Here is a 22,096-nt window from a genome sequence, read left to right on the forward strand (position 1 = left end):
CCATAGGGCAATCAAATGCAGGGCCAGATGCATCCTGTAAATGTAAGCAATTGCCTATCTTGGATACAGGCCTGTATTTGAATGGAAAGCTATTCAATAGAGCTTGCTCCAAAAGCTGGCAATCCGGATCCATCTGATCATGAGCCGAGGCTGGCCTACCCGCGATAGCAGGACTTGGTTCGCATGCATTTGCACTGTTTTGGTGCATTTTCAGTGATGCGCCATGTGAGTGCCCGCTATCGCTGCATCGGTGCACATTTTTTGCACAAAGCCGGTGCATCGTTGTGTGTTGCAGTGCCGCATTGGGAGCCGAAAAGGCGCACGCCCCGACATCAAGGGACTGGCACGGTCCGTGCTTAACCCGGTTGTCACGAAATTTTTCAAACCGGAGGATCCCATGTCCCGTGCCAGCCTCAAGTCGCTCGCCATCGCCTGTGTCGCCATCGCTCCGCTCTGGGCCCATGCCCAGCTCACGGCCAATGTGTCGCTGACCACGAACTACAAGTTCCGTGGCCAGGACCAGGATTCGGGACGCAACAAGGCCGTCAAGCCGGCCCTGCAGGGCGGTTTCGACTACACCTTCGGTGACAGCGGCTGGTACATCGGCAACTGGAACTCCAGCGTGGACTGGCTCCCCCGCAATTCGCTGGAAACCGATTTCTACGGCGGCTACAAGTTCAAGGCCGGCGAGGTGGACCTGGACTTCGGCGCGCTGCAGTACCTGTACTCGGGCAATTCCAGTGGCAACACCACCGAGCTGTATGGCGCGGCCACCTATGGACCGTTCACGGCCAAGTACTCGCACACCGTGTCCAAGGACTACTTCGGCTGGGCCGGCGAGAAGGCCGGCTCGGGACTGTCGGGTCGCAACACCGGCTACCTGTGGCTGGGCTTCACCCAGGAAGTGATGCCCAAGGTGACGGTCAAGGCATCGCTGGGCTTCACCCGCTTTGCCAGCGACATCAAGGGCTTGGGCGTGCCCAACTACATGGACTACAGCGTGGGCGGTGCCTACGATTTCGGCGACGGCGTGTCGCTGGGCGCGGCCGTGACGGGTGCGAACAAGAAGTCGTACTTTGGCGACGTCAACAAGGCGCGCCTGATCGTGACGCTGACCAAGACCCTGTAACCGGACCTGAGGAGCAAAGCATCATGAAACTGGTGACCGCCATCATCAAGCCCTTCAAGCTGGACGAGGTGCGCGAGGCGCTCTCCGACATCGGCGTGCAGGGCATCACCGTGACCGAAGTCAAGGGCTTCGGCCGACAAAAGGGCCATACCGAGCTGTATCGCGGCGCGGAATACGTGGTCGATTTCCTGCCCAAGCTGCGCCTGGAGGCCGCCGTGCCCGATGCACTGGTGGACCAGGTGATCGATGCCATCGAGGCCGCTGCGCGCACCGGCAAGATCGGTGACGGCAAGATCTTCGTGCTGCCCATCGAGCAGGCCGTCCGCATCCGTACCGGCGAGACCGGCGACAGCGCACTGTGAGTTTCAACCCCTCGTTTCCCGAAAGACTGCCATGACCAAACGACTTCTTTCCATGGGCCTGGGGCTGGGCCTGCTGGCCGCAGGCGCCGCTGCCCTGGCACAGGAGCCCGCCGCCGCTGCAGCCGTTGCCGATGCGGCCGCTGCAGCAGCTCCCGCCGCCGCGGCCGCAGCCGAGGCACCGGCCTCCGCACTCAGCGCCGGTGACACGGCCTGGATGCTGACCTCGACCATGCTGGTGATCCTGATGGTGATCCCGGGCCTGGCACTGTTCTACGGCGGCCTGGTGCGCACGAAGAACATGCTGTCCGTGCTCTGCCAAGTGTTCGTGATCTTCTCGCTGATCACGCTGCTGTGGGCCGTGTACGGCTACTCGCTGACCTTTGCGGGCGAAGGCAACTTCTTCGGCGGCTTCGGCAAGATCTTCCTCAAGGGCATCGCGCCCGACACGCTGGCCGGCGCGCTGCCGACCATTCCCGAGTACGTGTTCGTGGCCTTCCAGTCCACGTTCGCCGCCATCACCGTGGCCCTGATCGTCGGCGCCTTCGCCGAGCGCATCAAGTTCTCGGCCGTGATCCTGTTCTCGGTGCTGTGGTTCACCTTCAGCTACATCCCCATGGCCCACATGGTCTGGGGTGGTGGCCTGCTGGGCAAGGACGGCGCGCTGGACTTCGCCGGCGGCACCGTGGTGCACATCAACGCCGGTATCGCCGGCCTGGTGGGCTCCTACATGCTGGGCAAGCGCATCGGCTTCGGCCGCGAAGCACTGCCCCCGCACAGCCTGACGCTGACCATGGTCGGTGCCTCGCTGCTGTGGGTGGGCTGGTTCGGCTTCAATGCCGGCTCGGCAGGTGCCGCCAACGGCATTGCCGGCCTGGCCTTCATCAACACCATCGTCGCCACGGGCGCCGCCACCATCTCCTGGCTGGCCGCCGAAGCCCTGCACAAGGGCAAGGCCTCCATGCTGGGTGCCGCCTCGGGCGCCGTGGGCGGCCTGGTGGTCATCACCCCGGCGGCCGGCTTCGTCGGCCCCATGGGTGCCATCGTCATGGGCCTGATCGCCGGTCCCGTCTGCCTGTGGGGTGTGTCCGGCCTCAAGAAGCTGCTCAAGGTCGATGACGTCTGCGACGTGTTCGGCGTGCACGGCGTAGGCGGCATCCTGGGTGCCATCCTGACCGGCGTGTTCTGCGCCTCCAGCCTGGGCGGCATCGAGCCCGCAGACTTCAACATGGGCCATCAAGTGTGGGTCCAGGTCAAGAGCGTGCTGCTGACCATCGTCTGGTCCGGCGTGGTGGCTGGCATCTCCTACAAGATCTGCGACCTGGTCGTCGGCCTGCGCGTCAGCGAAGAGTCCGAACGCCAGGGCCTGGACATCACCACGCACGGCGAGGTGGCGTACTACCGCTGACCGGTTTCCAGGGATTTCCATTGCGGATTGGCCTCGGTGCTTGCACCGGGGCCTTTTTTGCTTTGGAGCCGCTGCAGAGATGGCGCCTTTGCCTTTTCGTCCCTGCTGTTTTGCACCGCCCGCAGAACTTCAAGCGCAGCGTTCAAAAAATTCACGGGTGTGCACCGAGGCGAAAAAGGGTCCAGCCGCTACCATGCAGGCCATGGATTCAGCCCAAAGCCAACTCATCCAGATCGCCGAGCGCGTGCGCACCGCGGCGGCCGACGCCACGCCGCTGCGCATACGCGGCGGCGGCACCAAGGATTTTCACGGCCTGGCCCTGCAGGGCGAACTGCTGGACACGCGGGCGCTGGCCGGCGTGGTCAGCTATGAGCCCAGCGAGCTGGTCGTGACCGTGCGTGCCGGCACGCCGCTGGCCGAGGTCGAGGCCCTGCTCGCAGCACAGGGCCAGTGCCTGGCCTTCGAGCCTCCGCATTTCGATGGAGACAGCCGCAATGCCACCGTGGGCGGCATGGTGGCCTGCGGCCTGTCCGGGCCGGCGCGCGCCAGCGTGGGGGCCGTGCGCGACTTCGTGCTGGGGCTGGAGATGATCAACGGCCAGGGCGAGCTGCTGCGCTACGGCGGGCAGGTCATGAAGAACGTGGCGGGTTACGACGTCTCGCGGCTGATGGCGGGCTCCTGGGGCACGCTGGGCCTGATCACCGAAATCAGCCTCAAGGTGCTGCCCGTGGCGCCAGCCGAGGCCACGCTGCGCTTCGCGTGCAGCCAGCAGAAGGCGCTGGACTGGCTCAATGCCTGGGGCGGGCAGCCGCTGCCGCTCAATGCCAGTTGCTGGCTGCAGGAAGAGGGCGCAGCCCAGGGCGTGCTGTACCTGCGCCTGCGCGGCGCGCGTGCCGCCGTGCAGGCGGCCTGCGAGCGCCTGGGTGGCGAGCGTGTGCAGCGCATGGACCATGTGCATGCCGCTGCCGACTGGCAGGCCTGCCGCGAGCAGCAGCTGCCCTGGTTCTCTGCACGCGCACCGGGCCATGCGCTTTGGCGCCTGTCCGTGCCGCAGACGGCTCCGGCCCTGGCGCTGCCAGACGGCTGCACGGGGCCGCTGATCGAATGGCACGGCGCACTGCGCTGGGTACAGGCGCCGCGTGCGCTGGGCAATGTGCTGCGCGCGCTGGCAAAAGCAGCGGGCGGATCGGCCACCGTGTTCCGCTCCGAGGCCGCAGGCCAGCCCGGCGCCGAGCCCGATTTCGAGGCCCAGGCGGCCGATGCCACGGCCGCGCTGCATGCGCGGCTCAAGCGGGCCTTCGATCCTGCGGGCATCTTCAACCGCGGCCGGCTGGCCGCCGCCTGGTAGGCCGGGCCAACGCCTGGCTCCGCCCATGCGCATGCGCCACCACCTGCACCTGCTCACGGACCGGCACCGCACGGTGGCCAGCAACCGCACACTGGGCCTGCTGCTGGCCTTTAACGCGGGGGCGGTGAATGCGGGCGGCTTTTTGCTGGTGCACTCCTATACCTCGCACATGACGGGATTTGTCTCGCTGCTGGCCGACAACCTCGTGCTGGGCAATACGGCGCTGGTGCTCAGTGCCTGCGGCGCGCTGCTGGCCTTTCTGTGCGGCGCGGCCGCGACATCGCTGCTGGTCAACTGGGCGCGCCACCACCGGCTGCGCAGCAGCTATGCGCTGCCGCTGCTGCTGGAAGCCGCGCTGATGCTGCTCTTCGGCCTGCTGGGCGCGGCCATGCTGGCCTGGCCCACGCCGTTTGCCGTGCCGCTGGCCGTGCTGCTGCTGTCCTTCATCATGGGATTGCAGAACGCCACGGTGACCAAGATGTCGTCCTCGCAGATCCGCACCACGCACATGACGGGCGTGATCACCGACCTGGGCATGGAGCTGGGGCGAGCCCTCTACTGGAACCGCCATGGCAGCCCGCCCGAGCATCGCGTCCACGCCAACCATGTGCGGCTGCGGTTGTTCGCAGGGCTGCTGTCCATGTTCCTGCTGGGCGGCATTGCGGGTGCGCTGGGTTTCCGGCACCTGGGCTTTGTGTTCGTCGTGCCGCTGGCCGTGGTGCTGTGCCTGCTGTCCCTGCCGCCGCTGTGGGCCGACCGTGCGCGGCTGCCGCTGCTGCTGGGCCGGCGAGCCGCGCCTCGCGCATGACCGCCGTGTCCGGCTGCCGTGCCTGACCGTTTCTCGATACCCATACAACAAGAGCCCCACCATGCAGACCCAACTCGCACCCCAGTACCGCGCCACGCCCGAGGGCCAGGAGGCCGAAGCCATTCTGCGCAAGTGCGTGCACTGCGGCTTTTGCACGGCCACCTGCCCGACCTACCAATTGCTGGGCGATGAACTGGACGGGCCGCGTGGCCGCATCTACCTGATCAAGCAGGTGCTGGAGGGCGAGACGCCCACGCGCGCCACCCAGCAGCACCTGGACCGCTGCCTGACCTGCCGCAACTGCGAAAGCACCTGCCCCAGCGGCGTGCAGTACGGCCACCTGGTGGACATAGGCCGCAAGATCGTCGAGGAACAGGTGCCGCGCCCCTTCGGCGAGCGCGCCAAGCGCTGGGCGCTCAAGGAGGGGCTGGACTCGCCGCTGTTCGCCCCGGCCCTGAAGCTGGGCCAGGCCGTGCGCGGCCTGCTGCCCGAAGTCCTGGCCGAGAAAGTGCCCCAGCCCCAGGATGCGGGCGCCTGGCCCGTGCGCGAGCATGCGCGCAAGGTGCTGCTGCTGGCCGGTTGCGTGCAGCCGGCCATGATGCCGCGCATCAACTTCGCCACCGCGCGCGTGCTGGATGCGGCCGGCATACAGACCGTGGTCGCGCCCAAGGCCGGTTGCTGTGGCGCCGTGAAATTCCACCTCAACGACCAGGAAGGCGGCAAGGCGCAGATGCGCGCCAATATCGACGCCTGGTGGCCGCAGGTGGACAGCGGCACGGTGGAGGCCATTGTCATGAATGCCTCGGGCTGCGGCGTCACCGTCAAGGAATACGGCCATCTGCTCAAGGACGATACGCAGTACGCGGACAAGGCAGCCCGCATCAGCGCCCTCACGCGCGACCTGAGCGAGCTGCTGCCTGAGCTTCTGCCCGAGCTGGCCGAGCGCCTGCAGGGCAGGGTGCGCGCGCCGGCCGCACCCATGGCCTACCACCCGCCCTGCACGCTGCAGCACGGGCAAAAGCTGCGCGGCGGCGTGGAAACCCATCTGGCCAGGCTGGGCTTCGAGCTGCGCGTGGCGCGCACCGAGTCGCACCTGTGCTGCGGCTCGGCGGGAACCTACTCGGTGCTGCAACCCGAACTCTCGCACCAGTTGCGCGACCGCAAGATCGGTGCGCTGACCGAAGGCTTCGATGCCCGGCGGCCCGCCGCCATCCTCTCGGCCAACATGGGCTGCATCGTCCACCTGCAAAACGGCACGGACCTGCCCGTGCGCCACTGGATCGAGGTGCTGGACGAGGCCCTGCTGGCCTGAGTCCGCCCGCATGCCAACTGCGCATCTGTGCCTCCAGCGCGACGCCGTGGGGCCTATGCCCGCGCAAGCCTTTGCAATGCTGGCATGATGCGGGGTTTCGTTTTCTCCAAGCCCACGTGCTCCGCCATGACTGAATCCGTGTCTGAACCGCAAGAACAGAGCGCCGCGCTGCCGGCGGACGCCGCTGCCGGCACCGAGCCGCAGGCTGCAGCCAGCGCCGATGGCCAGGGCCGCAAGCGCTCGCGCCGTGGCGGACGTGGCCGCAACAAGGGCAAGGCCACCGGGCCTGCCGCCGACGCCGCATCCGGCACGGCCGCCAGCGCAGAGGCAAACGCTTCCAGGCCCGTGCGCACCCAGCACCCGCTGCTGGCGCAACTGGCCGAATGGCATCCGAACCTGTTCGGCGAGCAGCCGCTGCCGCTCAAGCGCGGCATCTTCGAAGACCTTCTGGCCGCCCATCCTGAAGCCATTGACCGCGACCAGCTCAAGCTGGCCCTGTCCCAGCACACGCGCTCGAGCCGCTACCTCACCGTGGTGGCCAGCGGCCAGGCCCGGCATGACCTGCAGGGCCAGTCGGTCGAGGCCATGGCGCCCGAGCATGTGCACCATGCGCTGATCGAAGTCTTCCGTCGCCGCCAGCACCGCTCGCCCGAGGACCTGGCGCCCAAGCTGCGCAACCGCATCATCGCGGCCTACGAGGCATCGGGCCTGTCGCGCGACGACTACGCGGCGCGCGTGCAAGGCCGTGACGAGGCCACCAACACCCTGGTGGCCGAGGCACTGGCCGAGGCCGATGCGCGCACCGCACGCGACGAGGCGCTGCTGCGCGCCTTCGAGGCCAGCGGCCAGACCACCGAAGCCGGCTTTGCCGACATGTACGGCATGAACCCGCGCCAGGTGGCGCAGCAGCTGGAACGCGCCCGCCGCCGCCTGCAGACGCAGGCGGCCTGAGGCACCAAAGACCGGCAGCACCGCCTACCGGCACACTCCACCGCCGCGTGCCCGGCAAGGGCCGCGCCGGTGCACCTGCCCTGGATCACAGGCGGCATCTCTGCAGCGGACCCTTCCGCCAGCACGCAGATGCCCACCAGGGGCGGGCCCGGGGATGAACTGTTTCACGGACGCCGCCGCACCCGGCCACGGGGCGGCGGCGCCTTGCCGTGCGCGCTCGTTCCGGGAAATGAACACGGCGCGCAAGGCACTTCAAAGCAAAAAGCAAAAGGAGACTTGCGATGTGGCTGGGTTTGTCGTTGTTCTACGTGGGCGCCGTGCTGTGCCTGAACGGCCTGTGGATGCTGGGGCGCATTGCCGACCGGGAGATCTGGGTCATCAACGTGTTCGCGGGCCTGGTCTCGCTGATCATCGGCCTGGCCTCCGCCTTCGGGCCCGAGCCCGATGCGGCTTCGGTCAAGACCGGCGCGCTGACCCTGCTGTTCGCCTTCACCTACCTGTGGGTGGCCATCAACCGCTTCACGGGCGCCGATGGCCGGGGTCTGGGCTGGTTCAGCCTGTTCGTGGCCATCACGGCCGTGCCCGTGGCCATCGACACCCTGCTGGGCGCGCGCACCGCCATCGACTGGTGGATGGCGGCCAACTGGGCGGCCTGGGCCGTGCTGTGGGCCATGTTCTTCGTGCTGCTGGCCCTGGGCCGCAACATCGGCCGCGTGACGGGCGCGCTGTGCATTGCGCAGGGCGTGCTCACGGGCTGGCTGCCGGGCTATCTGCTGCTGGCGGGGCAGCTCACGGGCTGATTGCGCAGCGTGAGTACGGGAAGGGCGTCAAGCCCCACGCCGCCGTGCATGCGCCAGTGCAGACAGCAGCGCGGCCGCGATGATGCAGGCGCCGCCCAGCAGCGTGCGCGGCGTCAGCACCTCGCCTGCAATCAACACCGAGGAGGCGCTGGCGAACACCACCTCGGCCAGCATGACCACGGCGGTCACGCCGGCGGGCAGGCGCGCGGCGCCGAACTGCAGCGCCCAGTTGCCCAGCATCAGCAGCACGGCCAGTCCGACGGCAATCAGCATCCAGCCGGCCTGCGGCGCAGGCATGGGTGGCACCAGCCCCACGCTGCTGCCCGCGAAGGCGCTGGCCAGCCCCATGGCCATGCAGCCGCTGAACATGGCCAGCATGCGCGCCTGCGCCGGCACGGCCTGCAGGCGGCGCAGCAGCACATTGGTCAGTGCAAAGGTGAAGCCGCCAAACAGTGCCAGGCCATCGGCCAGCGACAGACCGCGCAGCAGCCCGGGCGAGCCGCCGCTGAATGTGCCCTCGGGCACCAGCACCAGCGCCACCCCGCCAAAGGCCAGCAGCAGCCGCGTCAGCGCGGCCGGCGTGGGCCGCTCGCCCAGGATCTTCCAGGCCAGCAGCACGGACCACGCCGGCATCAGATAGAACAGCAGCACCACGCGCACTACATCGCCGATGGTCACGGCCCAGTTGAAGGCGATGTTGTTGCTGCCCGCGCAGGCGCCCAGCAGGATCAGCGCCGGGTACTGCAGCGCCTGGCGCAGGCTGGCCGGGCGCAGCGCCACCAGCCCTGCCAGCACCAGGGCATACATCAGCGCCGTGGCCCACAGCGGATGCAGGCCGGCATCGTGCATGGCGCGGAACGGCCACCAGGCCAGGCCCCAGACCAGGGTGTTGAACAGCAGGGCGAGAACGGGCAGGGGGCTATGCATAAAACCACGAAAAAGCGCCCGGCCAGGCAAAGCCCGCACCGAACACAATACGAGAAGACCATTTGGACCAGGCCTATCAATCGATAGCGCCCTATGAAACTGGCACGGCCCAAAGCGAGAGACACCGAGCCAGGGCCCGAGCCGGCCGCGCCGCCCCGCCGCGAGGGTGTCGCCCCCCCTGGGGGAAGGCGCGAAACGCCTCAGGGGGCAGTCTCAATGACAATCCTTGCGAGCAATCGCCAGCAGGCGCTCGACTTCCTCGGGATGGTTGCGCACATTGCTGACGTGCCAGCGGCCGATCAGCCACATGATGCCGGCCACCACCAGACCGAACACCGTGATGGCGCCGAAAGCCGACAGCCCGAACTTGGTGGACAGCGCATAGAAGGCGCCCAGCGCCAGGATACAGGCCTGCTCGTTGAAGTTCTGCACGGCAATCGAGCGGCCCGCGCCCATGAGGTTGTGGCCGCGGTGCTGCAGCAGCGCATTCATGGGCACGACCAGGAAGCCGCCCAGTCCGCCCAGCAGGATCAGGAAGGGAATGGCCACCCACACGCTCTTGATGAAGATCATGGCGATCACCAGCAGGCCCATGGTGATGCCCAGCGGAATCACGCGCGTGGCGTTGTCCAGCCGCATGCGCATGGACGCGAGGATGGCCCCCGCCGCCGTGCCGATGGCCACCACGCCCACCAGGGCCGATGCCTGGGAGGTGCCGTAGCCCAGGGCCGCTGCGCCCCAGGCCAGCACGATGTAGCGCAGGTTGCCCGATACGCCCCAGAACAGCGTGGTCGTGGACAGCGAGATCTGGCCCAGCTTGTCCCCCCACAGCCGCTGGCTGCAGGTCCAGAAGTCGGGCAGCAGGGCCAGGGTATTGGCCAGCAGGCTCTTGCTGGGGTCCTGGCGCAGCGGGCGCAGGACGGTGTCGGTCAGCGGAATGCGCAGGTTGAACCAGGCGGCCAGTGCATAGACGCCGACCAGCACGGCGATCGCCGCTTCGGCGGCCGTGTCCACGCCCGTGTCCAGCAGGGGCAGGTCAAAGTCCAGCAGATGGGCCGAGATGCCCGGGCTCAGCAACTGCCCGCCCACGAGCACGCCCAGGATGATGGAGGTGATGGTCAGCCCCTCGATCCAGCCATTGGCCTTGACCAGCTGGGAGGCGGGCAGCAACTCGGTGAGGATGCCGTACTTGGCCGGCGAGTACGCGGCAGCGCCCAGGCCCACCACGGCGTAGGCCAGCAGCGGGTGGTTGCCGAACAGCATCATCAGGCAGCCCACGATCTTGATCGCATTGCTGATGAACATCACCCGCCCCTTGGGCAGGGCGTCGGCAAAGGCGCCGACGAAGGGGGCCAGGATCACGTAGAACAGCGCAAACATGGGCACCAGGGCGGCGCGCTGCCACTCGGGGGCGCCATTGGTGCGCAGCAGTTCCACGGCGGTCACGAACAGGGCGTTGTCTGCCAGCGAGCTGAAGAACTGCGCTGACATGATGGTGTAGAAACCGCGCTTCATGGATAGGCAGATGGGGCCAGCTGCAGGGCTGCTGACCGGTTAAATAAGGACCCCGTGGCAAGTGACTGGCGGTTATATCACGCGGCCTTCGGCCGGCAGTGCCAGAATCCCAAGCTTCTGACTGAGTGAAAACCATGCCGCGTCCCATTCTTGCCACCATCCATTCCGCCGCGCTTCGCCACAACCTGGAGCGGGTGCGGCAGGCGGTCCCCGATGCCAAATTGTGGGCCGTGGTCAAAGCCAACGCCTATGGCCACGGTATCGAAAACGTGTTCGAGGCCCTGCGCGGCGCCGACGGCTTCGCCATGCTGGACCTGGCCGAGGCCGAGCGCGTGCGCCAGCTGGGCTGGCGCGGCCCCATCCTGCTGCTGGAGGGCGTGTTCGAGCCGCGCGACCTGGAGCTGTGCTCGCGCCTGTCCATCTGGCACGCCGTGCATTGCGACGCCCAGATCGACTGGCTGGCCGCGCACAAGACGCAGAACGGCCACCGCGTCTTCCTCAAGATGAACTCCGGCATGAACCGCCTGGGCTTCACGCCCGAGCGTTTTCGCGCGGCCTGGGCCCGGCTGAACGCCTTGCCCCAGGTGGAGGAAATCTCGTTCATGACCCATTTCAGCGATGCCGACGCAGGCGCTGGTCAGACGGGAATCTCCGCGCAACTGCAGCGGTTTCACGACGCCACGCGCGACCTGCCCGGCGAACGCAGCGTGGGCAACAGTGCCGCCACGCTGCGCCAGGGCGTCGATGCCCAGGTGCGCTGCGACTGGGTGCGGCCCGGCATCGTGCTGTACGGCAGCTCGCCCGACTATCCGCAGCACACGGCGGCCCACTGGGGCCTGCAGCCCACGCAGACGCTGAGCTCGCGCATCATCGGCGTGCAGCAGCTGGCCGAGGGGCAGAGCGTGGGCTATGGATCGCGCTTCACGGCCGACGGCCCCCTGCGCCTGGGCACCGTGGCCTGCGGCTATGCCGACGGCTATCCACGCCACTGCGGCACGGGCACGCCCGTGCTGGTGAACGGCGTGCGCACCCGCACCCTGGGCCGCGTGAGCATGGACATGCTGGCCGTGGACCTGACACCCGTGCCCGATGCCGGCATGGGCAGCGAGGTCACGCTGTGGGGCCGCGCCGGCAACGGCGCCGTGCTGCCCATCGACGAGGTGGCCGAGGCCGCAGGCACGCTGGGCTATGAACTCATGTGCGCCGTCGCGCCGCGCGTGAACAAGACCGTCGATTGATCAGGGCGCGGCTTCCACGCTGTCCCTGGCCCGCTCCAGCAGCGCCATCAACTGCCGTTGCGCGGCGGGCTCCCAATCCTTGAGCAGCCGCGCCGCCAGCGCCTGGCGCGATTGGCGCAGCCGGTCGAACAGGGCCTGCCCCTGGGGGCTGAGGCTCAGGCAGCGCACGCGGCGGTCGCGGGCGTCCGGTTCGCGGTCCAGCCATCCCTGCTCCTGCAGCTGCGCCAGCATGCGCGCGAGCTGGGCCTTGTCCATGTGGCTGTGGTCGACCAGATCCCTTTGCGTGCGGCCCGGGTGCCGGCCCACGTACATCAGCACGCGCACCTCGTTGGGCGTCAGCCCGGGCTCCATGGACTCCATGTCCTCGCGCATGCGCGAGCGGAACAGGTGCAGCAGCTCGTGCATGGCCTCGAAGATATCGGCGGGCAGGGAGGCATTCATGGCAGGGGTCGTGTGGAAATACGTTGACAAAGTCAACGGATTGCAGAGAATTGGTGGACTAAATCAACATTCTAGGCCGTCACAGGCCATTTCGCCAATGAACTTGCCCAATCCAGCCACCTCTGCCGTGACACCGGCCCCTGTCGTCCAGCGTGTCCGCCATCCCTTCCGCGCCCGCCATGTGCAATTGCTCTCGCGCGAGCAGCCCAGCCCCGGCTTTGTCCGCCTGACCCTGGGCGGCCCCGATCTGGAGGACTTCGTGAGCGCCGGCTTCGATGACCATGTCAAGCTCATCCTGCCGCAGGCCGGGCGCGAACTGCCCGCGCTTCCCGTGCTGCTCGATGGCCGCCCGACCTTCGTGGAGGACGAGCGCCCCACCTTGCGCGACTACACGCCGCTGCGCTACGACGCCGCGCGCCAGAACCTCATCATGGATTTCGCGCTGCACGATGCCGGCCCCGCCACCGAATGGGCGCTGACCGCCCCGCTGGGCCAGTGGGTGGGCCTGGCCGGGCCGCGCGGCAGCCTGGTGATCTCGGCCAACCTGCCATGGCATTGGCTGTTCGGCGACGAGACCGCCATGCCCGCCATCGAGCGGCGCCTGGCCGAGCTGCCCGCCGGCAGCCGCGCCGTGGTGCGCGTGCAGCTGCGCAACCCGGCCGACCGCCGCCAGTGGAGCAGCACGGCCCGGCTGGACTGCGACTGGGTCGAATCGCTGGCCGATGCCGTGCAGGCGCTGGAGCTGCCCCAGGACGACGGCTATATCTGGGCGGCGGGCGAGCACAGCGCCATGGCCGAGCTGCGTCGCCTGCTGCTGGCCAAGGGCGCATCGCCCAAGCGCATGCGCGTGGCTTCCTACTGGAAGCAGGGCACGGCCGACCACCATGAAGACCTGAACGATCCCAGCTGACCTGCCTGGAGAAAAGAACGGAAGCACAGACGAAAAAAAGCCCACCGAAGTGGGCTTTTTTTCGTGGTGGTTGCGCGAGAAGGATTTGAACCTCCGACCTTTGGGTTATGAGCCCAACGAGCTACCAGACTGCTCCATCGCGCGGTAATCCGCAGTAATTTCGTTTTCACTGCATTTTCTGCAGCGAAGAAGTGAACTATAACCGATATCTTTCCGTCACGCAACTGCGATAGGCGCGAAACATGCGTGCCAGGGCGGCAGCCACCGCTCGGTATAGTGCTCACCCCATGGCCAAAGACAAAACCACGTTCATCTGCAATGCCTGCGGAGGCACCAGCCCGCGCTGGCTGGGCAAATGCCCGGCCTGCGGGGCCTGGAACTCGCTGATCGAGGCCGTTGCCGAGCCTGCGAGCGCGGGCAAGAACCGGCTCAGCCAGCCCCAGGGCTATGCGGGCCTGGCCAATGTCCAGGCCGTGATGCCGCTGTCGGCCATCGAGGCCCAGGACGTGGCGCGCACGCCCAGCGGCATCGAGGAGCTGGACCGCGTGCTGGGCGGCGGCATTGTCGAAGGCGGCGTGGTGCTGATTGGTGGCGATCCCGGCATCGGCAAGTCCACCCTGCTGCTGCAGGCCATGGACGCGCTGCACCGCGTCGGCCTGCCCACGCTGTATGTCACGGGCGAGGAAAGCGGCGCCCAGGTCGCGCTGCGCTCGCGCCGCCTGGGGCTGGAGGCCAGCCAGGTCAACGTGCTGGCCGAGATCCAGCTGGAGAAGATCCTCGCCACCATGGAGGCCACCCAGCCGGCCGTGGTCGTCATCGACTCCATACAGACCGTGTACTCGGACCAGCTGTCCTCGGCGCCGGGCTCGGTGGCCCAGGTGCGCGAATGCGCGGCCCACCTCACGCGCGCGGCCAAGACCACGGGCATCACCGTGATCCTGGTCGGCCACGTGACCAAGGAGGGTGCACTGGCCGGCCCGCGCGTGCTCGAGCACATGGTGGACACGGTGCTCTACTTCGAGGGCGACACGCACAGCAACTTCCGCCTGGTGCGCGCCATCAAGAACCGCTTTGGCGCCGTCAACGAGATCGGCGTCTTCGCCATGACGGAGAAGGGCCTCAAGGGCGTGACCAACCCCAGCGCCATCTTCCTGTCCCAGCACAGCGAGCCCGTGCCCGGCTCCTGCGTGCTGGTCACGCTGGAGGGCACGCGCCCCATGCTGGTGGAGATACAGGCCCTGGTCGACCAGGGCGGCCCCGCGCCGCGTCGCCTGTCCGTGGGCCTGGACCGCGACCGGCTGGCCATGCTGCTGGCCGTGCTCAGCCGCCACGCGGGTGTGGCCTGCGCGGACCAGGATGTGTTCGTCAACGCCGTGGGCGGTGTGCGCATCAGCGAGCCTGCGGCCGACCTGGCCGTCATGCTGTCCATCACCTCCAGCCTGCGTGGCCGCGCCCTGCCCAAGGGATTCCTCGCCTTTGGCGAAGTGGGCCTGGCCGGCGAAGTGCGCCCCGCGCCGCGCGGCCAGGAGCGCCTGAAGGAAGCCGCCAAGCTGGGCTTCACCATGGCCGTGGTGCCCAAGGCCAATGCGCCCAAGAAGGCGATTGCCGGTCTGACGGTCCATGCCGTCGAACGCGTGGACGAGGCCATGAACATCGTTCGAGAAATAGGCTGACCCTCCTGAGCGGCTTTGGCGCTTCCCCCTGTCTACTCGCTGAGGGGCAGCCCTTGCGTGGCGTTCCTGGCGTACGGCCGCGCGCTGGTGCAGGCGCCCCAGCCTTCGGCATCCCTCATCGATGGCTTGCCGAGCGCATTGCGGGGGCATACGCACTGTCCGCAGCGGCCCTGCGGCGCCTCCATAAGACAATCGGCGCCATGAATTTGCGCAATATCCTGATTCCCCTGGGCCTGCTCGTACTGCTGGTGGCTGCGCACCAATCCTATGGCTGGATGGGTGTGGTCGCCGTGGGCGGCGGCATCATGATGTGGCTGCTGCTGCATTTCACGCGGCTGATGTCCATCATGAAAAAGGCCTCCAGCCGGCCCATGGGCTATGTGGGCAGCGCCGTCATGCTCAACGTCAAGCTCAAGCCCAAGGTCTCGCTGATGCACGTGGTGGCCATGACGCGCTCCCTGGGCGAGCGCCTGTCCGAAGAAGGCCAGCACCCCGAGATCTACCGCTGGACCGACGGCACGCAATCCCACGTGACCTGCGAGTTCATGCATGGCCGGCTCGTGAAGTGGAGCCTGGTGCGCCCCACGCCCGAGCCCGAGCCGGCACCTGCGGCCCCCGAGGCAGCGCCTGCGCCCTAAAATGCCGGGTTGGTGTTCTGTTCAATACCCCAAGGATGTTCCTATGAGCCCCGTTGTTCCCTCGATGGCCGACCGTGACGGCAAGATCTGGATGGATGGCCAGCTGGTGGACTGGCGCGATGCCAAGATCCATGTGCTGACCCACACGCTGCACTACGGCTGTGGCGCATTCGAGGGCGTCCGGGCCTACAAGTCCGAACAGGGCACGGCCATCTTCCGCCTGGAAGACCACACCAAGCGCCTGTTCAACAGCGCCAAGATCCTGCGCATGCAGATCCCGTTCACCCAGGAAGCGGTGAACCAGGCCCAGGTCGAGGTCGTGCGCGCCAACCAGCTGGAGTCCTGCTACCTGCGCCCGCTGACCTGGATCGGCGACCGCAAGCTGGGCGTCTCCCCCAAGGGCAACACCATCCACCTGATGGTGGCGGCCTGGGCCTGGGGCGCCTACCTGGGCGAGGAAGGCATGCAGCGCGGCATCCGCGTGAAGATCTCCAGCTTCACGCGCCACCATGTGAACATCACCATGAGCCAGGCCAAGGCGGTGAGCAACTACACCAACTCCATCCTGGCCAACACCGAGGCGCTGGACGACGGCTACGACGAGGCCATCCTGCTGGACGCCTCGGGCTTCGTCTCCGAAGGCTCGGGCGAGAACATCTTCGTCATCAAGGACGGCGTGGTCTACACGCCCGACCTGTCGGCCGGCGCGCTCAACGGCATCACGCGCAACACCGTGATGCACATCTGCAAGGACCTGGGCCTGGAAGTGGTGCAAAAGCGCATCACGCGCGACGAGCTGTACATCGCCGATGAAGTCTTCTTCACCGGCACGGCCGCCGAAGTCACGCCCATCCGCGAGGTGGACCGCATCGAGATCGGCGCGGGCAGCCGCGGCCCCCTCACCGAGAAGATCCAGCAGGCCTTCTTTGACATCGTCAACGGCCGCAACCCCAAGTACGCCCATTGGCTGACTCGGGTCTGAACATCCCTAGAGACCCACGAAAGAGATAAGCAAGCATGACAACGAATGCCACCGTCGAACTGGCGGCCAAGGACCTCAACGCCCAGGGCGGCGTGTTCTGCCCCAGCCCCAAGGCCGACATGAAGCTGTGGAACAGCCATCCCAAGGTCTACCTGGACGTGGCCCACACCGGCGAAGCCAAGTGCCCCTACTGCGGCACGCTGTACCGCCTGAAAGCCGGCGAAGTCTTCGCAGGCGGGCATTGAACAAAGCGGGCCTCGGCCCGCCTTTTTTGTTTCAGGATGCTGCCGGCCGCAATTGCAAAGCCTGGTCCCAAAGACTGCCCGGAACGGCACCGCCGTGCAGTGCCTGCATCTCGGCAAAGTGGCGGCGTTCGCCTCCACGCAGCTTGACCAGAGGGGCGACGCTGGCAGCCGTTGGCACCAGGCACAGTTGCGGGTAGAGCAAATACCATTTCCAGCGGAGGGCTCGGTGGTAGATGAAGGCCGTGTCTTCGGCCTTGTACAGCACCAGTTGGCCATGGGTCTGACGGCGCAGCACCTGCTGGGCCGCGATATGGCACAGCAAGTAGTCTGGGTCGGGGATCCCCTGTCGAGTGGCTTCCCAACTCGGGTCTGCCTGGGCACGTTCCAGGTACTTCTGCGTGCCCTCAATGACCAGCGCTTGGTGGAACTCCTGCTGCCAGGCTGTCACGAAGGACGAACCTGCTGGCGCGCCAAACAGCCAGTTTTCAATCACTGGGTATTCAGGGTCCTGGGTGAAGCCTTCCAGATAAAAGCCAACGAACTCGGCCGGGCCTCGGGCAGGCAGCATCCAGTCCAGCGAGCGGGTCAGCAAAATGCTGGCGTCCAGCCAGAAGCCTCCATGGCGTGCAACCAGATACAAGCGGATCCAGTCAGCTTGCTTGGTGGGGGATAATCGCGCGAAATTTTCGGGCAGCGCCTCTTCTGGAACGTGCTGACCCCGGTTCCCCGGATGTACCAGATGGACTGCATATCCGGGGCAGTTCACACGCCAGCTCTGGATGCAGGACAGCACGAAGGCATCGGGCTCCGGGTGATTCCAGTACGTCCAGATCGTCTTCGGGATTTCCGCTGCAAGACCATCGGCTGCCGGGGGCGATGGCGGCAGTTGCAAGGGCGCAGGCATGGTGTAATCTGCGCCGATTTTGGAAGGCGCCGCCCAGCGATGGAGCAGCCTGAATAAGACCGCAGGAATTTTTTTCATGAGCGGATGGAAAGCGGAATGCCCGCATTTTGGGGCAGAAAGTTGCGGTCTTGATGAGATTTGACAAGTCGAAGCTGCCAGGGCTCCTCACGACCCTGGCTGCCATTTTGGTGCCCGGGCTGGCCTTGTGGCTGCGCTCGGGCTATTCCTATGGCGCCGGCCTCATGGTCCTGGGCGCCCTGTGTTTTCTGCCCCGCTGGGTCAGGTACCGGCAGTCCGCCGGCACCTGGCTGCTGGTCGCGCTGTTCCTGGGCATGGCGGTGATGTGGTACTTCCTGTCCGTGCTGGACGGGGGCACCGGGCAGTTCGACCGGCCCGTGAAATTCATCCTGGGCGCGGTCAGCCTGCTGTTCGCCATGTGCTATCCGCCCACGGCGCGGATCTTCCTGTGGGGTATCCCGCTGGGCAGCGCGGGGGCGGGCTTCATGGCCCTGTGGCAGGTCTGCGTGCTGGGCATGGAGCGGGCCACAGGCTACACCAATGCCATCCAGTGGGGCAACATGGCCTTGCTGCTGGGCTGCTTCTCCTGCATCTATGCCATGTCCTTCTGGCACCAGCGATCCGTGTTCTGGCGTTTGCTGGTGCTGGCGGCCGCCGCGCTGGGGGCGCTGGCTTCGCTGTTGTCGGGCTCGCGCGGCGGGTGGCTGGCGCTGTTGCCGATGTTCTTCATGCTGATGGTGCTGGTGCGCATGTACCGTCCGCAGTACTTCGGGCGGCTGTTGCTGGGCTGCGCCGCATTGCTGGTTGCGCTGGCTACCGTGATGGCCTTCATCCCGCGCGTCAGCGAGCGCGTGGATGAGGTTTATCTGGACGTGAGCACCTACTTCCAGTCCGGCAACTCCAACACCTCGCTGGGCACCCGGCTGGAGCAGTACCGGCTGGCCGTGCAGATGATCGGCGAAAAGCCCCTGCTGGGCTGGGGCATGCAGGGCTATGTGAACGAGATGCACCGGCGCGTGGACGCCGGTGACTATGGACAGTCCATCCGCGAATACAACTTCATCCACAACGACTTCCTGGACATCTGGGTCAAGCTCGGCGTGCCGGGCGTGCTGCTGCAGGCGGCGCTGTTCATCTCGCTGCTGTGGCTGTTCTGGCCCTCGCGGCGGCGCATGGCGCTGTGGCCTGCGGACAGCACCCCCTGGCGCGAGGCCCTGCTGCTGCGTATCCTGGGCAGCCTGATGCCAGCCATGTACCTGGCGTTCGGCATGTCACAGCAGTTTTTCGTGCACAACAGCGGCATCGTCTTCTTCGTCTTCCTCGTGGTGGCCCTGTGGTCATCGCTGCACGGCCTGGAGAGGGCCAGCGGAGCCGTGCGGTGACGGAGCGCGCCACCACGGCCCGGCCCCGGGTGCTGCACTTCGTGACGGGCGGCTTCTCGGGTGCCACCCAGGTGGCGGTGGACCTGGTGTCCGCGCACCGCACGTCGGGTCGCTTCGACGCCCGGCTGGTGCTGCGGCGCAAGCGCAATACCTCCGATGAACGCGTGCAAAAACTGCGCGACGGCGGCATCGATGTCGATGTGGTGGCCGGCTGGTCCCATGCCGCCACGGTCTGGCAGCTGCGCCGCATCTGCCTGGACTTCCGGCCGGACATCGTCGTCGCCCATGGTTTCAGCGACCACCTCTGGGGCCGCTTTGCCGCGCTGTGGGCCGGCGTGCCCTGCCTGGTGCATGTGGAACACAACTCGCGCGAGCGCTACACGCGCTGGCGGCTGGCGCAGGCCCTGTGGCTGACCGAGCGCACGGCCGCCATCGTCGGCTGCTCCGAAGGCGTGCGCCAGAGCCTGCAGAACCGCGGCTTTCCTGCGGCCAAGCTCATGGCCATCAGCAACGGCATCCGGCCCGAGCCCTATCTGCAGGAGCCACCCCCCTTGCTGCAGCGCCGGCCGGACATCGTCATGGCCGCGCGCTTTGCGCGGCAAAAGGACCATGCCACCTTGCTGCGCGCGCTGGCCGTGCTGCGACAGCGCGGCCTCAAGCCCACGCTGACCCTGGCCGGCAGCGGCAAGGCGCGCGCCCAGCAGGCGGCGCAGCGCCTCAGCGCCGAACTGGGCCTGCAGGACCAGGTGCAATTCATCGGCATGTGCAACGACGTGCCCGGCCTGCTGCGCGCGCACCGCGTCTGCGTGCTGTCCACCCACTACGAGGGCATGCCCCTGTCCCTGCTGGAAGGCATGGCGGCGGGCTGCGTGGTGGTGGGCAGCCGCGTCGTGGGCGTGCAGGAAGTGGTGCGGCCCGGCGACAACGGCCTGCTGGCCGCGCACGCCGACCCTGAATCGCTGGCCGACGCCCTGCAGCAGGCGCTGCAGGATGACGAGGCCGCCGTGCGCATGGCCGCCACCGCGCGGCAGGAAGCCCTGTCGCACTACAGCCTGCAGCGCATGACCGGCCAGTACGAAGACCTGTTCGCCCGCCTGCTGCAGGGGGAGCGTCCGTGACCTGGCTCAGCATCCTGGTGCCCGTCTACAACGTGCTGCCCTACCTGGAGGAATGCCTGCAGTCCGTCATGGACCAGGCCGATGCCGGCGTGCAGGTGCTGGTGCTGGACGACTGCTCCACCGATGGCTCCTGGGCCCTGATGCAGCAGCTGGACCAGCGCTGGCCCGGCCGCCTGCAGCTCATGCAGCATGAGCGCAACGCCGGCCTGAGCGCGGCGCGCAACACCATGATCGATGCGGCCACGGGCGACTACCTGTGGTTTCTGGACTCTGACGACAAGCTGCTGCCCGGCGCCATTGCCGGGCTGTCGGCCATCGTGAAACAACATGCGCCCGATACCGTGCTCTGCGACTTCTCCGTCTGGCGCGAGGCCCCGCGCCTCAAGCACCGCCTGCGTGGCGAGGCGCACCGGCACAGCTTCCAGGGCCCCACGCTGCAGCGCTCGCAGGACCGGGGCGCCCTGCTGGCGGGCCTGCTGCGCACGGGCCAGCTGCATGCCTGGTCCAAGATCTCGCGGCGCAGCCTGTGGGATGCTGGCCTGCGCTTTCCCGCAGGCCGCTACTTCGAAGACATGATGACGATGCCGCAGATGGCGCTGCGCTGCGCCAGCTTCTATTACTGCCCCCAGCCCTGGGTGGCCTACCGGCAGCGTGCCGACTCCATCCTCTCGTCCATGACGCCGGCCAAGGCGGCGGACCAGTCGGCGGCCCTGTGGCCCCTGGCGCAGGCCGTGCAAGGCCTGCAGGACGACGCGCTGCGCAACGACGGGCGCCTGCACTTCGCCTTCGCGCACCAGGCCGCGCGCAACCTCATCGGCGCCCTGCGCTTTCTGGACAGGCAGCAGGGCATGCCGCCAGCGCAGCGGCAGGCGCTGGCGCAGCAGTTCCTGGCGGACTTCGGCCGCATCTCCCCGCTGTCCCTGCCGGCCCTGCGCCAGGCCTATCTGCGGCGTGGCTGGTGGCTGCGCGCATGGAAGCTGCGCAGCTGGGAGCGCCGTGCGCAGCAGCTGGGAACACCGGGAGCCCACGCATGAGCGGCCTGAAACTGAAGACCCGTGGCGAGCTGTGGCTGGCGGCCGGCATGCGCCGCTTCTACGCCACCTTCGCACGCCGCCTGGAGCAGGGCCCCGCGCCCGACTTCCGCAGCCATGACATCGGGCCTGCAGCGCCCGTGCCGGTCTCCACGCCCATTCCCCGCATCATCTGGGCCTACTGGAATGGCGACTCGGTGCCGCTGCTCATACAGCGCTGCTTCGACAACTGGGCCCGCCTGAACCCCGGCTACAGCCTGCGCATCCTCAACGACGCGCAGCTGCCGCAATACGTGCCGCAACTGCCCGGCAACCTGCAGCAGCTGCCCGTGGCCAAGCGTTCGGACTGGCTGCGCCTGGAACTGCTGCACCGCCATGGCGGCATCTGGCTGGACGCCAGCACCATCCTCACCGAGCCGCTGGACTGGCTGCTGGAGCAGCAGCAGCGCAGCGGCGCCGACCTGGTCGCCTACTACCTGGAGCGCTACACCCGCGACCCGCAGGTGCCCGTGGTCGAGAACTGGCTCATGGCCGCGCCCCCGGGCAGCGCCTTCATCGCGGCCCTGCACAAGGAATATGTGGAGCAGGTCCTGCCGCAGACGGGCGAGGCCTACATCGCCCAGCTCCAGCAGGCCGGCGAGTACGAGCAGCTGCGCCAGGGCATAGACATGCCCGCCTACCTGAGCATGCACCTGGCCATGCAGCGCGTGCTGCGCGCCGGTGGCAGCTACCGGCTGCGGCTGGCCAAGGCCGAGGACGGCCCCTTCTTCCTGCACGTACTTGGCCGCTGGGGCCGCACCCCGCTCAAGGTCCGCCTGATGTTCTCGCGCGCCGAACAGGCGCCCGTGCCGCTGATCAAGCTGCGCGCCCCCGACCGCAAGAAGCTGGACTTCTACCTGGAGCGCGGCCTCTACGTGCCCGGCAGCATCGCCGACCGCTACCTGCGGGGCTGAGCCGCA

The 22,096-nt window shown here is 67.5% G+C and carries 22 protein-coding genes and 1 tRNA gene; 18 read left to right on the plus strand and 5 right to left on the minus strand.

The features are described from left to right. Positions 1–397 precede the first annotated feature (397 nt). The 8 genes from A9976_RS25335 to A9976_RS25370 all read left to right on the plus strand — a co-directional run bounded on the left by A9976_RS25335 (position 398) and on the right by A9976_RS25370 (position 8,115). Positions 398–1,129 carry a TorF family putative porin gene (locus tag A9976_RS25335; protein WP_183021277.1) on the plus strand — a complete coding sequence of 244 codons (732 nt, stop codon included), beginning with the start codon at positions 398–400 and terminating at the stop codon, positions 1,127–1,129. Between the two features lie 23 nt (positions 1,130–1,152). Continuing rightward, positions 1,153–1,491: a P-II family nitrogen regulator gene (locus A9976_RS25340; protein ID WP_012202241.1), complete on the plus strand. Its 339-nt coding sequence runs from the start codon at positions 1,153–1,155 to the stop codon at positions 1,489–1,491. Between the two features lie 31 nt (positions 1,492–1,522). Continuing rightward, entirely contained in the window at positions 1,523–2,896 is a 1,374-nt protein-coding gene (gene amt, locus A9976_RS25345; protein ID WP_183021278.1) for an ammonium transporter, read from the plus strand. Between the two features lie 193 nt (positions 2,897–3,089). Beyond that, positions 3,090–4,244 (plus strand): glycolate oxidase subunit GlcE, encoded by a 1,155-nt coding sequence (glcE, locus tag A9976_RS25350; RefSeq protein ID WP_183021279.1) that lies wholly within the window; start codon positions 3,090–3,092, stop codon positions 4,242–4,244. 25 nt (positions 4,245–4,269) lie between these two features. Beyond that, positions 4,270–5,052: a YoaK family protein gene (locus A9976_RS25355; protein ID WP_016448596.1), complete on the plus strand. Its 783-nt coding sequence runs from the start codon at positions 4,270–4,272 to the stop codon at positions 5,050–5,052. Positions 5,053–5,113: 61 nt separating this feature from the next. Further along, complete coding sequence (gene glcF, locus A9976_RS25360; protein WP_183021280.1) at positions 5,114–6,364, plus strand: glycolate oxidase subunit GlcF; 1,251 nt, start codon at positions 5,114–5,116, stop codon at positions 6,362–6,364. Positions 6,365–6,448: 84 nt separating this feature from the next. Then, positions 6,449–7,315 carry a ProQ/FinO family protein gene (locus tag A9976_RS25365; protein WP_183021281.1) on the plus strand — a complete coding sequence of 289 codons (867 nt, stop codon included), beginning with the start codon at positions 6,449–6,451 and terminating at the stop codon, positions 7,313–7,315. A 281-nt stretch (positions 7,316–7,596) separates the two neighbouring features. Continuing rightward, on the plus strand, positions 7,597–8,115 hold the full coding sequence (locus A9976_RS25370) for an AmiS/UreI family transporter (protein ID WP_013800183.1): 519 nt from the start codon (positions 7,597–7,599) through the stop codon (positions 8,113–8,115). A 27-nt stretch (positions 8,116–8,142) separates the two neighbouring features. Here A9976_RS25370 and A9976_RS25375 read toward each other — a convergent pair whose 3' ends face one another. Continuing rightward, positions 8,143–9,042 (minus strand): DMT family transporter, encoded by a 900-nt coding sequence (locus tag A9976_RS25375; protein ID WP_183021282.1) that lies wholly within the window; start codon positions 9,040–9,042, stop codon positions 8,143–8,145. Positions 9,043–9,255: 213 nt separating this feature from the next. Next, positions 9,256–10,557, minus strand: coding sequence for a lysophospholipid transporter LplT (gene lplT, locus A9976_RS25380; RefSeq protein WP_183021283.1), 1,302 nt, complete (start codon positions 10,555–10,557; stop codon positions 9,256–9,258). 134 nt (positions 10,558–10,691) lie between these two features. Between lplT and alr the strand changes: the two genes are divergently transcribed. Then, the gene (gene alr / locus A9976_RS25385) at positions 10,692–11,795 is read left to right on the plus strand and encodes an alanine racemase (RefSeq protein ID WP_183021284.1); all 1,104 of its coding nucleotides are present in this window, start codon (positions 10,692–10,694) and stop codon (positions 11,793–11,795) included. Here the strand turns inward: alr and A9976_RS25390 are convergent, their stop codons facing one another. Next, the gene (locus A9976_RS25390; protein WP_183021285.1) at positions 11,796–12,236 is read right to left on the minus strand and encodes a MarR family winged helix-turn-helix transcriptional regulator; all 441 of its coding nucleotides are present in this window, start codon (positions 12,234–12,236) and stop codon (positions 11,796–11,798) included. A 97-nt stretch (positions 12,237–12,333) separates the two neighbouring features. On the opposite strand from A9976_RS25390, the gene A9976_RS25395 reads away from it, so the two are divergent. After that, a complete protein-coding gene (locus A9976_RS25395) occupies positions 12,334–13,146 on the plus strand; it encodes a siderophore-interacting protein (protein ID WP_183021286.1) in 813 nt (270 codons plus the stop codon). Positions 13,147–13,213: 67 nt separating this feature from the next. Here A9976_RS25395 and A9976_RS25400 read toward each other — a convergent pair. Next, positions 13,214–13,290: transfer RNA gene (locus A9976_RS25400), tRNA-Met, on the minus strand. A 143-nt stretch (positions 13,291–13,433) separates the two neighbouring features. On the opposite strand from A9976_RS25400, the gene radA reads away from it, so the two are divergent. The 4 genes from radA to A9976_RS25420 all read left to right on the plus strand — a co-directional run bounded on the left by radA (position 13,434) and on the right by A9976_RS25420 (position 16,684). Continuing rightward, positions 13,434–14,819 (plus strand): DNA repair protein RadA, encoded by a 1,386-nt coding sequence (gene radA, locus A9976_RS25405; protein ID WP_183021287.1) that lies wholly within the window; start codon positions 13,434–13,436, stop codon positions 14,817–14,819. A gap of 200 nt (positions 14,820–15,019) precedes the next feature. Further along, entirely contained in the window at positions 15,020–15,457 is a 438-nt protein-coding gene (locus A9976_RS25410; protein ID WP_183021288.1) for a glycerate kinase, read from the plus strand. 43 nt (positions 15,458–15,500) lie between these two features. Further along, a complete protein-coding gene (locus A9976_RS25415; RefSeq protein WP_034397818.1) occupies positions 15,501–16,439 on the plus strand; it encodes a branched-chain amino acid transaminase in 939 nt (312 codons plus the stop codon). A 35-nt stretch (positions 16,440–16,474) separates the two neighbouring features. Then, positions 16,475–16,684 carry a zinc-finger domain-containing protein gene (locus A9976_RS25420; protein WP_012202256.1) on the plus strand — a complete coding sequence of 70 codons (210 nt, stop codon included), beginning with the start codon at positions 16,475–16,477 and terminating at the stop codon, positions 16,682–16,684. A 31-nt stretch (positions 16,685–16,715) separates the two neighbouring features. Here the strand turns inward: A9976_RS25420 and A9976_RS25425 are convergent, their stop codons facing one another. Further along, a complete protein-coding gene (locus tag A9976_RS25425) occupies positions 16,716–17,588 on the minus strand; it encodes a glycosyltransferase family 32 protein (RefSeq protein ID WP_183021313.1) in 873 nt (290 codons plus the stop codon). Between the two features lie 131 nt (positions 17,589–17,719). Between A9976_RS25425 and A9976_RS25430 the strand changes: the two genes are divergently transcribed. From A9976_RS25430 to A9976_RS25445, 4 genes are read left to right on the plus strand one after another with little or no spacing between them, the layout of a single operon-like run. After that, the gene (locus A9976_RS25430) at positions 17,720–18,988 is read left to right on the plus strand and encodes an O-antigen ligase (protein WP_183021289.1); all 1,269 of its coding nucleotides are present in this window, start codon (positions 17,720–17,722) and stop codon (positions 18,986–18,988) included. Beyond that, positions 18,985–20,106, plus strand: a complete 1,122-nt coding sequence (locus A9976_RS25435; protein WP_183021290.1) for a glycosyltransferase — start codon at positions 18,985–18,987, stop codon at positions 20,104–20,106. Before A9976_RS25430 ends, A9976_RS25435 begins: the two co-directional genes overlap by 4 nt. Then, the gene (locus A9976_RS25440) at positions 20,103–21,140 is read left to right on the plus strand and encodes a glycosyltransferase family 2 protein (protein ID WP_183021291.1); all 1,038 of its coding nucleotides are present in this window, start codon (positions 20,103–20,105) and stop codon (positions 21,138–21,140) included. The genes A9976_RS25435 and A9976_RS25440 overlap by 4 nt, the downstream gene beginning before the upstream one ends. Beyond that, entirely contained in the window at positions 21,137–22,090 is a 954-nt protein-coding gene (locus tag A9976_RS25445) for a glycosyltransferase family 32 protein (protein WP_183021292.1), read from the plus strand. The genes A9976_RS25440 and A9976_RS25445 overlap by 4 nt, the downstream gene beginning before the upstream one ends. Positions 22,091–22,096 lie beyond the last annotated feature (6 nt).

It is taken from the genome of Delftia sp. UME58 (assembly GCF_014170385.1).
Taxonomy (GTDB): Bacteria; Pseudomonadota; Gammaproteobacteria; order Burkholderiales; family Burkholderiaceae_C; genus Comamonas; species Comamonas acidovorans.

Coding starts and splice junctions, on each gene's coding strand:
- radA (WP_183021287.1), top strand. CDS start 13,434: ATGGCCAAAGACAAAACCACGTTCATCTGCAATGCCTGCGGAGGCACC.
- glcE (WP_183021279.1), top strand. CDS start 3,090: ATGCAGGCCATGGATTCAGCCCAAAGCCAACTCATCCAGATCGCCGAG.
- A9976_RS25365 (WP_183021281.1), top strand. CDS start 6,449: ATGATGCGGGGTTTCGTTTTCTCCAAGCCCACGTGCTCCGCCATGACT.
- A9976_RS25335 (WP_183021277.1), top strand. CDS start 398: ATGTCCCGTGCCAGCCTCAAGTCGCTCGCCATCGCCTGTGTCGCCATC.
- alr (WP_183021284.1), top strand. CDS start 10,692: ATGCCGCGTCCCATTCTTGCCACCATCCATTCCGCCGCGCTTCGCCAC.
- lplT (WP_183021283.1), bottom strand. CDS start 10,557: ATGAAGCGCGGTTTCTACACCATCATGTCAGCGCAGTTCTTCAGCTCG.
- A9976_RS25395 (WP_183021286.1), top strand. CDS start 12,334: ATGAACTTGCCCAATCCAGCCACCTCTGCCGTGACACCGGCCCCTGTC.
- A9976_RS25445 (WP_183021292.1), top strand. CDS start 21,137: ATGAGCGGCCTGAAACTGAAGACCCGTGGCGAGCTGTGGCTGGCGGCC.
- A9976_RS25415 (WP_034397818.1), top strand. CDS start 15,501: ATGAGCCCCGTTGTTCCCTCGATGGCCGACCGTGACGGCAAGATCTGG.
- A9976_RS25430 (WP_183021289.1), top strand. CDS start 17,720: ATGAGATTTGACAAGTCGAAGCTGCCAGGGCTCCTCACGACCCTGGCT.
- A9976_RS25425 (WP_183021313.1), bottom strand. CDS start 17,588: ATGCCTGCGCCCTTGCAACTGCCGCCATCGCCCCCGGCAGCCGATGGT.
- A9976_RS25390 (WP_183021285.1), bottom strand. CDS start 12,236: ATGAATGCCTCCCTGCCCGCCGATATCTTCGAGGCCATGCACGAGCTG.
- A9976_RS25355 (WP_016448596.1), top strand. CDS start 4,270: ATGCGCATGCGCCACCACCTGCACCTGCTCACGGACCGGCACCGCACG.
- A9976_RS25375 (WP_183021282.1), bottom strand. CDS start 9,042: ATGCATAGCCCCCTGCCCGTTCTCGCCCTGCTGTTCAACACCCTGGTC.
- A9976_RS25420 (WP_012202256.1), top strand. CDS start 16,475: ATGACAACGAATGCCACCGTCGAACTGGCGGCCAAGGACCTCAACGCC.
- A9976_RS25410 (WP_183021288.1), top strand. CDS start 15,020: ATGAATTTGCGCAATATCCTGATTCCCCTGGGCCTGCTCGTACTGCTG.
- glcF (WP_183021280.1), top strand. CDS start 5,114: ATGCAGACCCAACTCGCACCCCAGTACCGCGCCACGCCCGAGGGCCAG.
- A9976_RS25340 (WP_012202241.1), top strand. CDS start 1,153: ATGAAACTGGTGACCGCCATCATCAAGCCCTTCAAGCTGGACGAGGTG.
- A9976_RS25370 (WP_013800183.1), top strand. CDS start 7,597: ATGTGGCTGGGTTTGTCGTTGTTCTACGTGGGCGCCGTGCTGTGCCTG.
- amt (WP_183021278.1), top strand. CDS start 1,523: ATGACCAAACGACTTCTTTCCATGGGCCTGGGGCTGGGCCTGCTGGCC.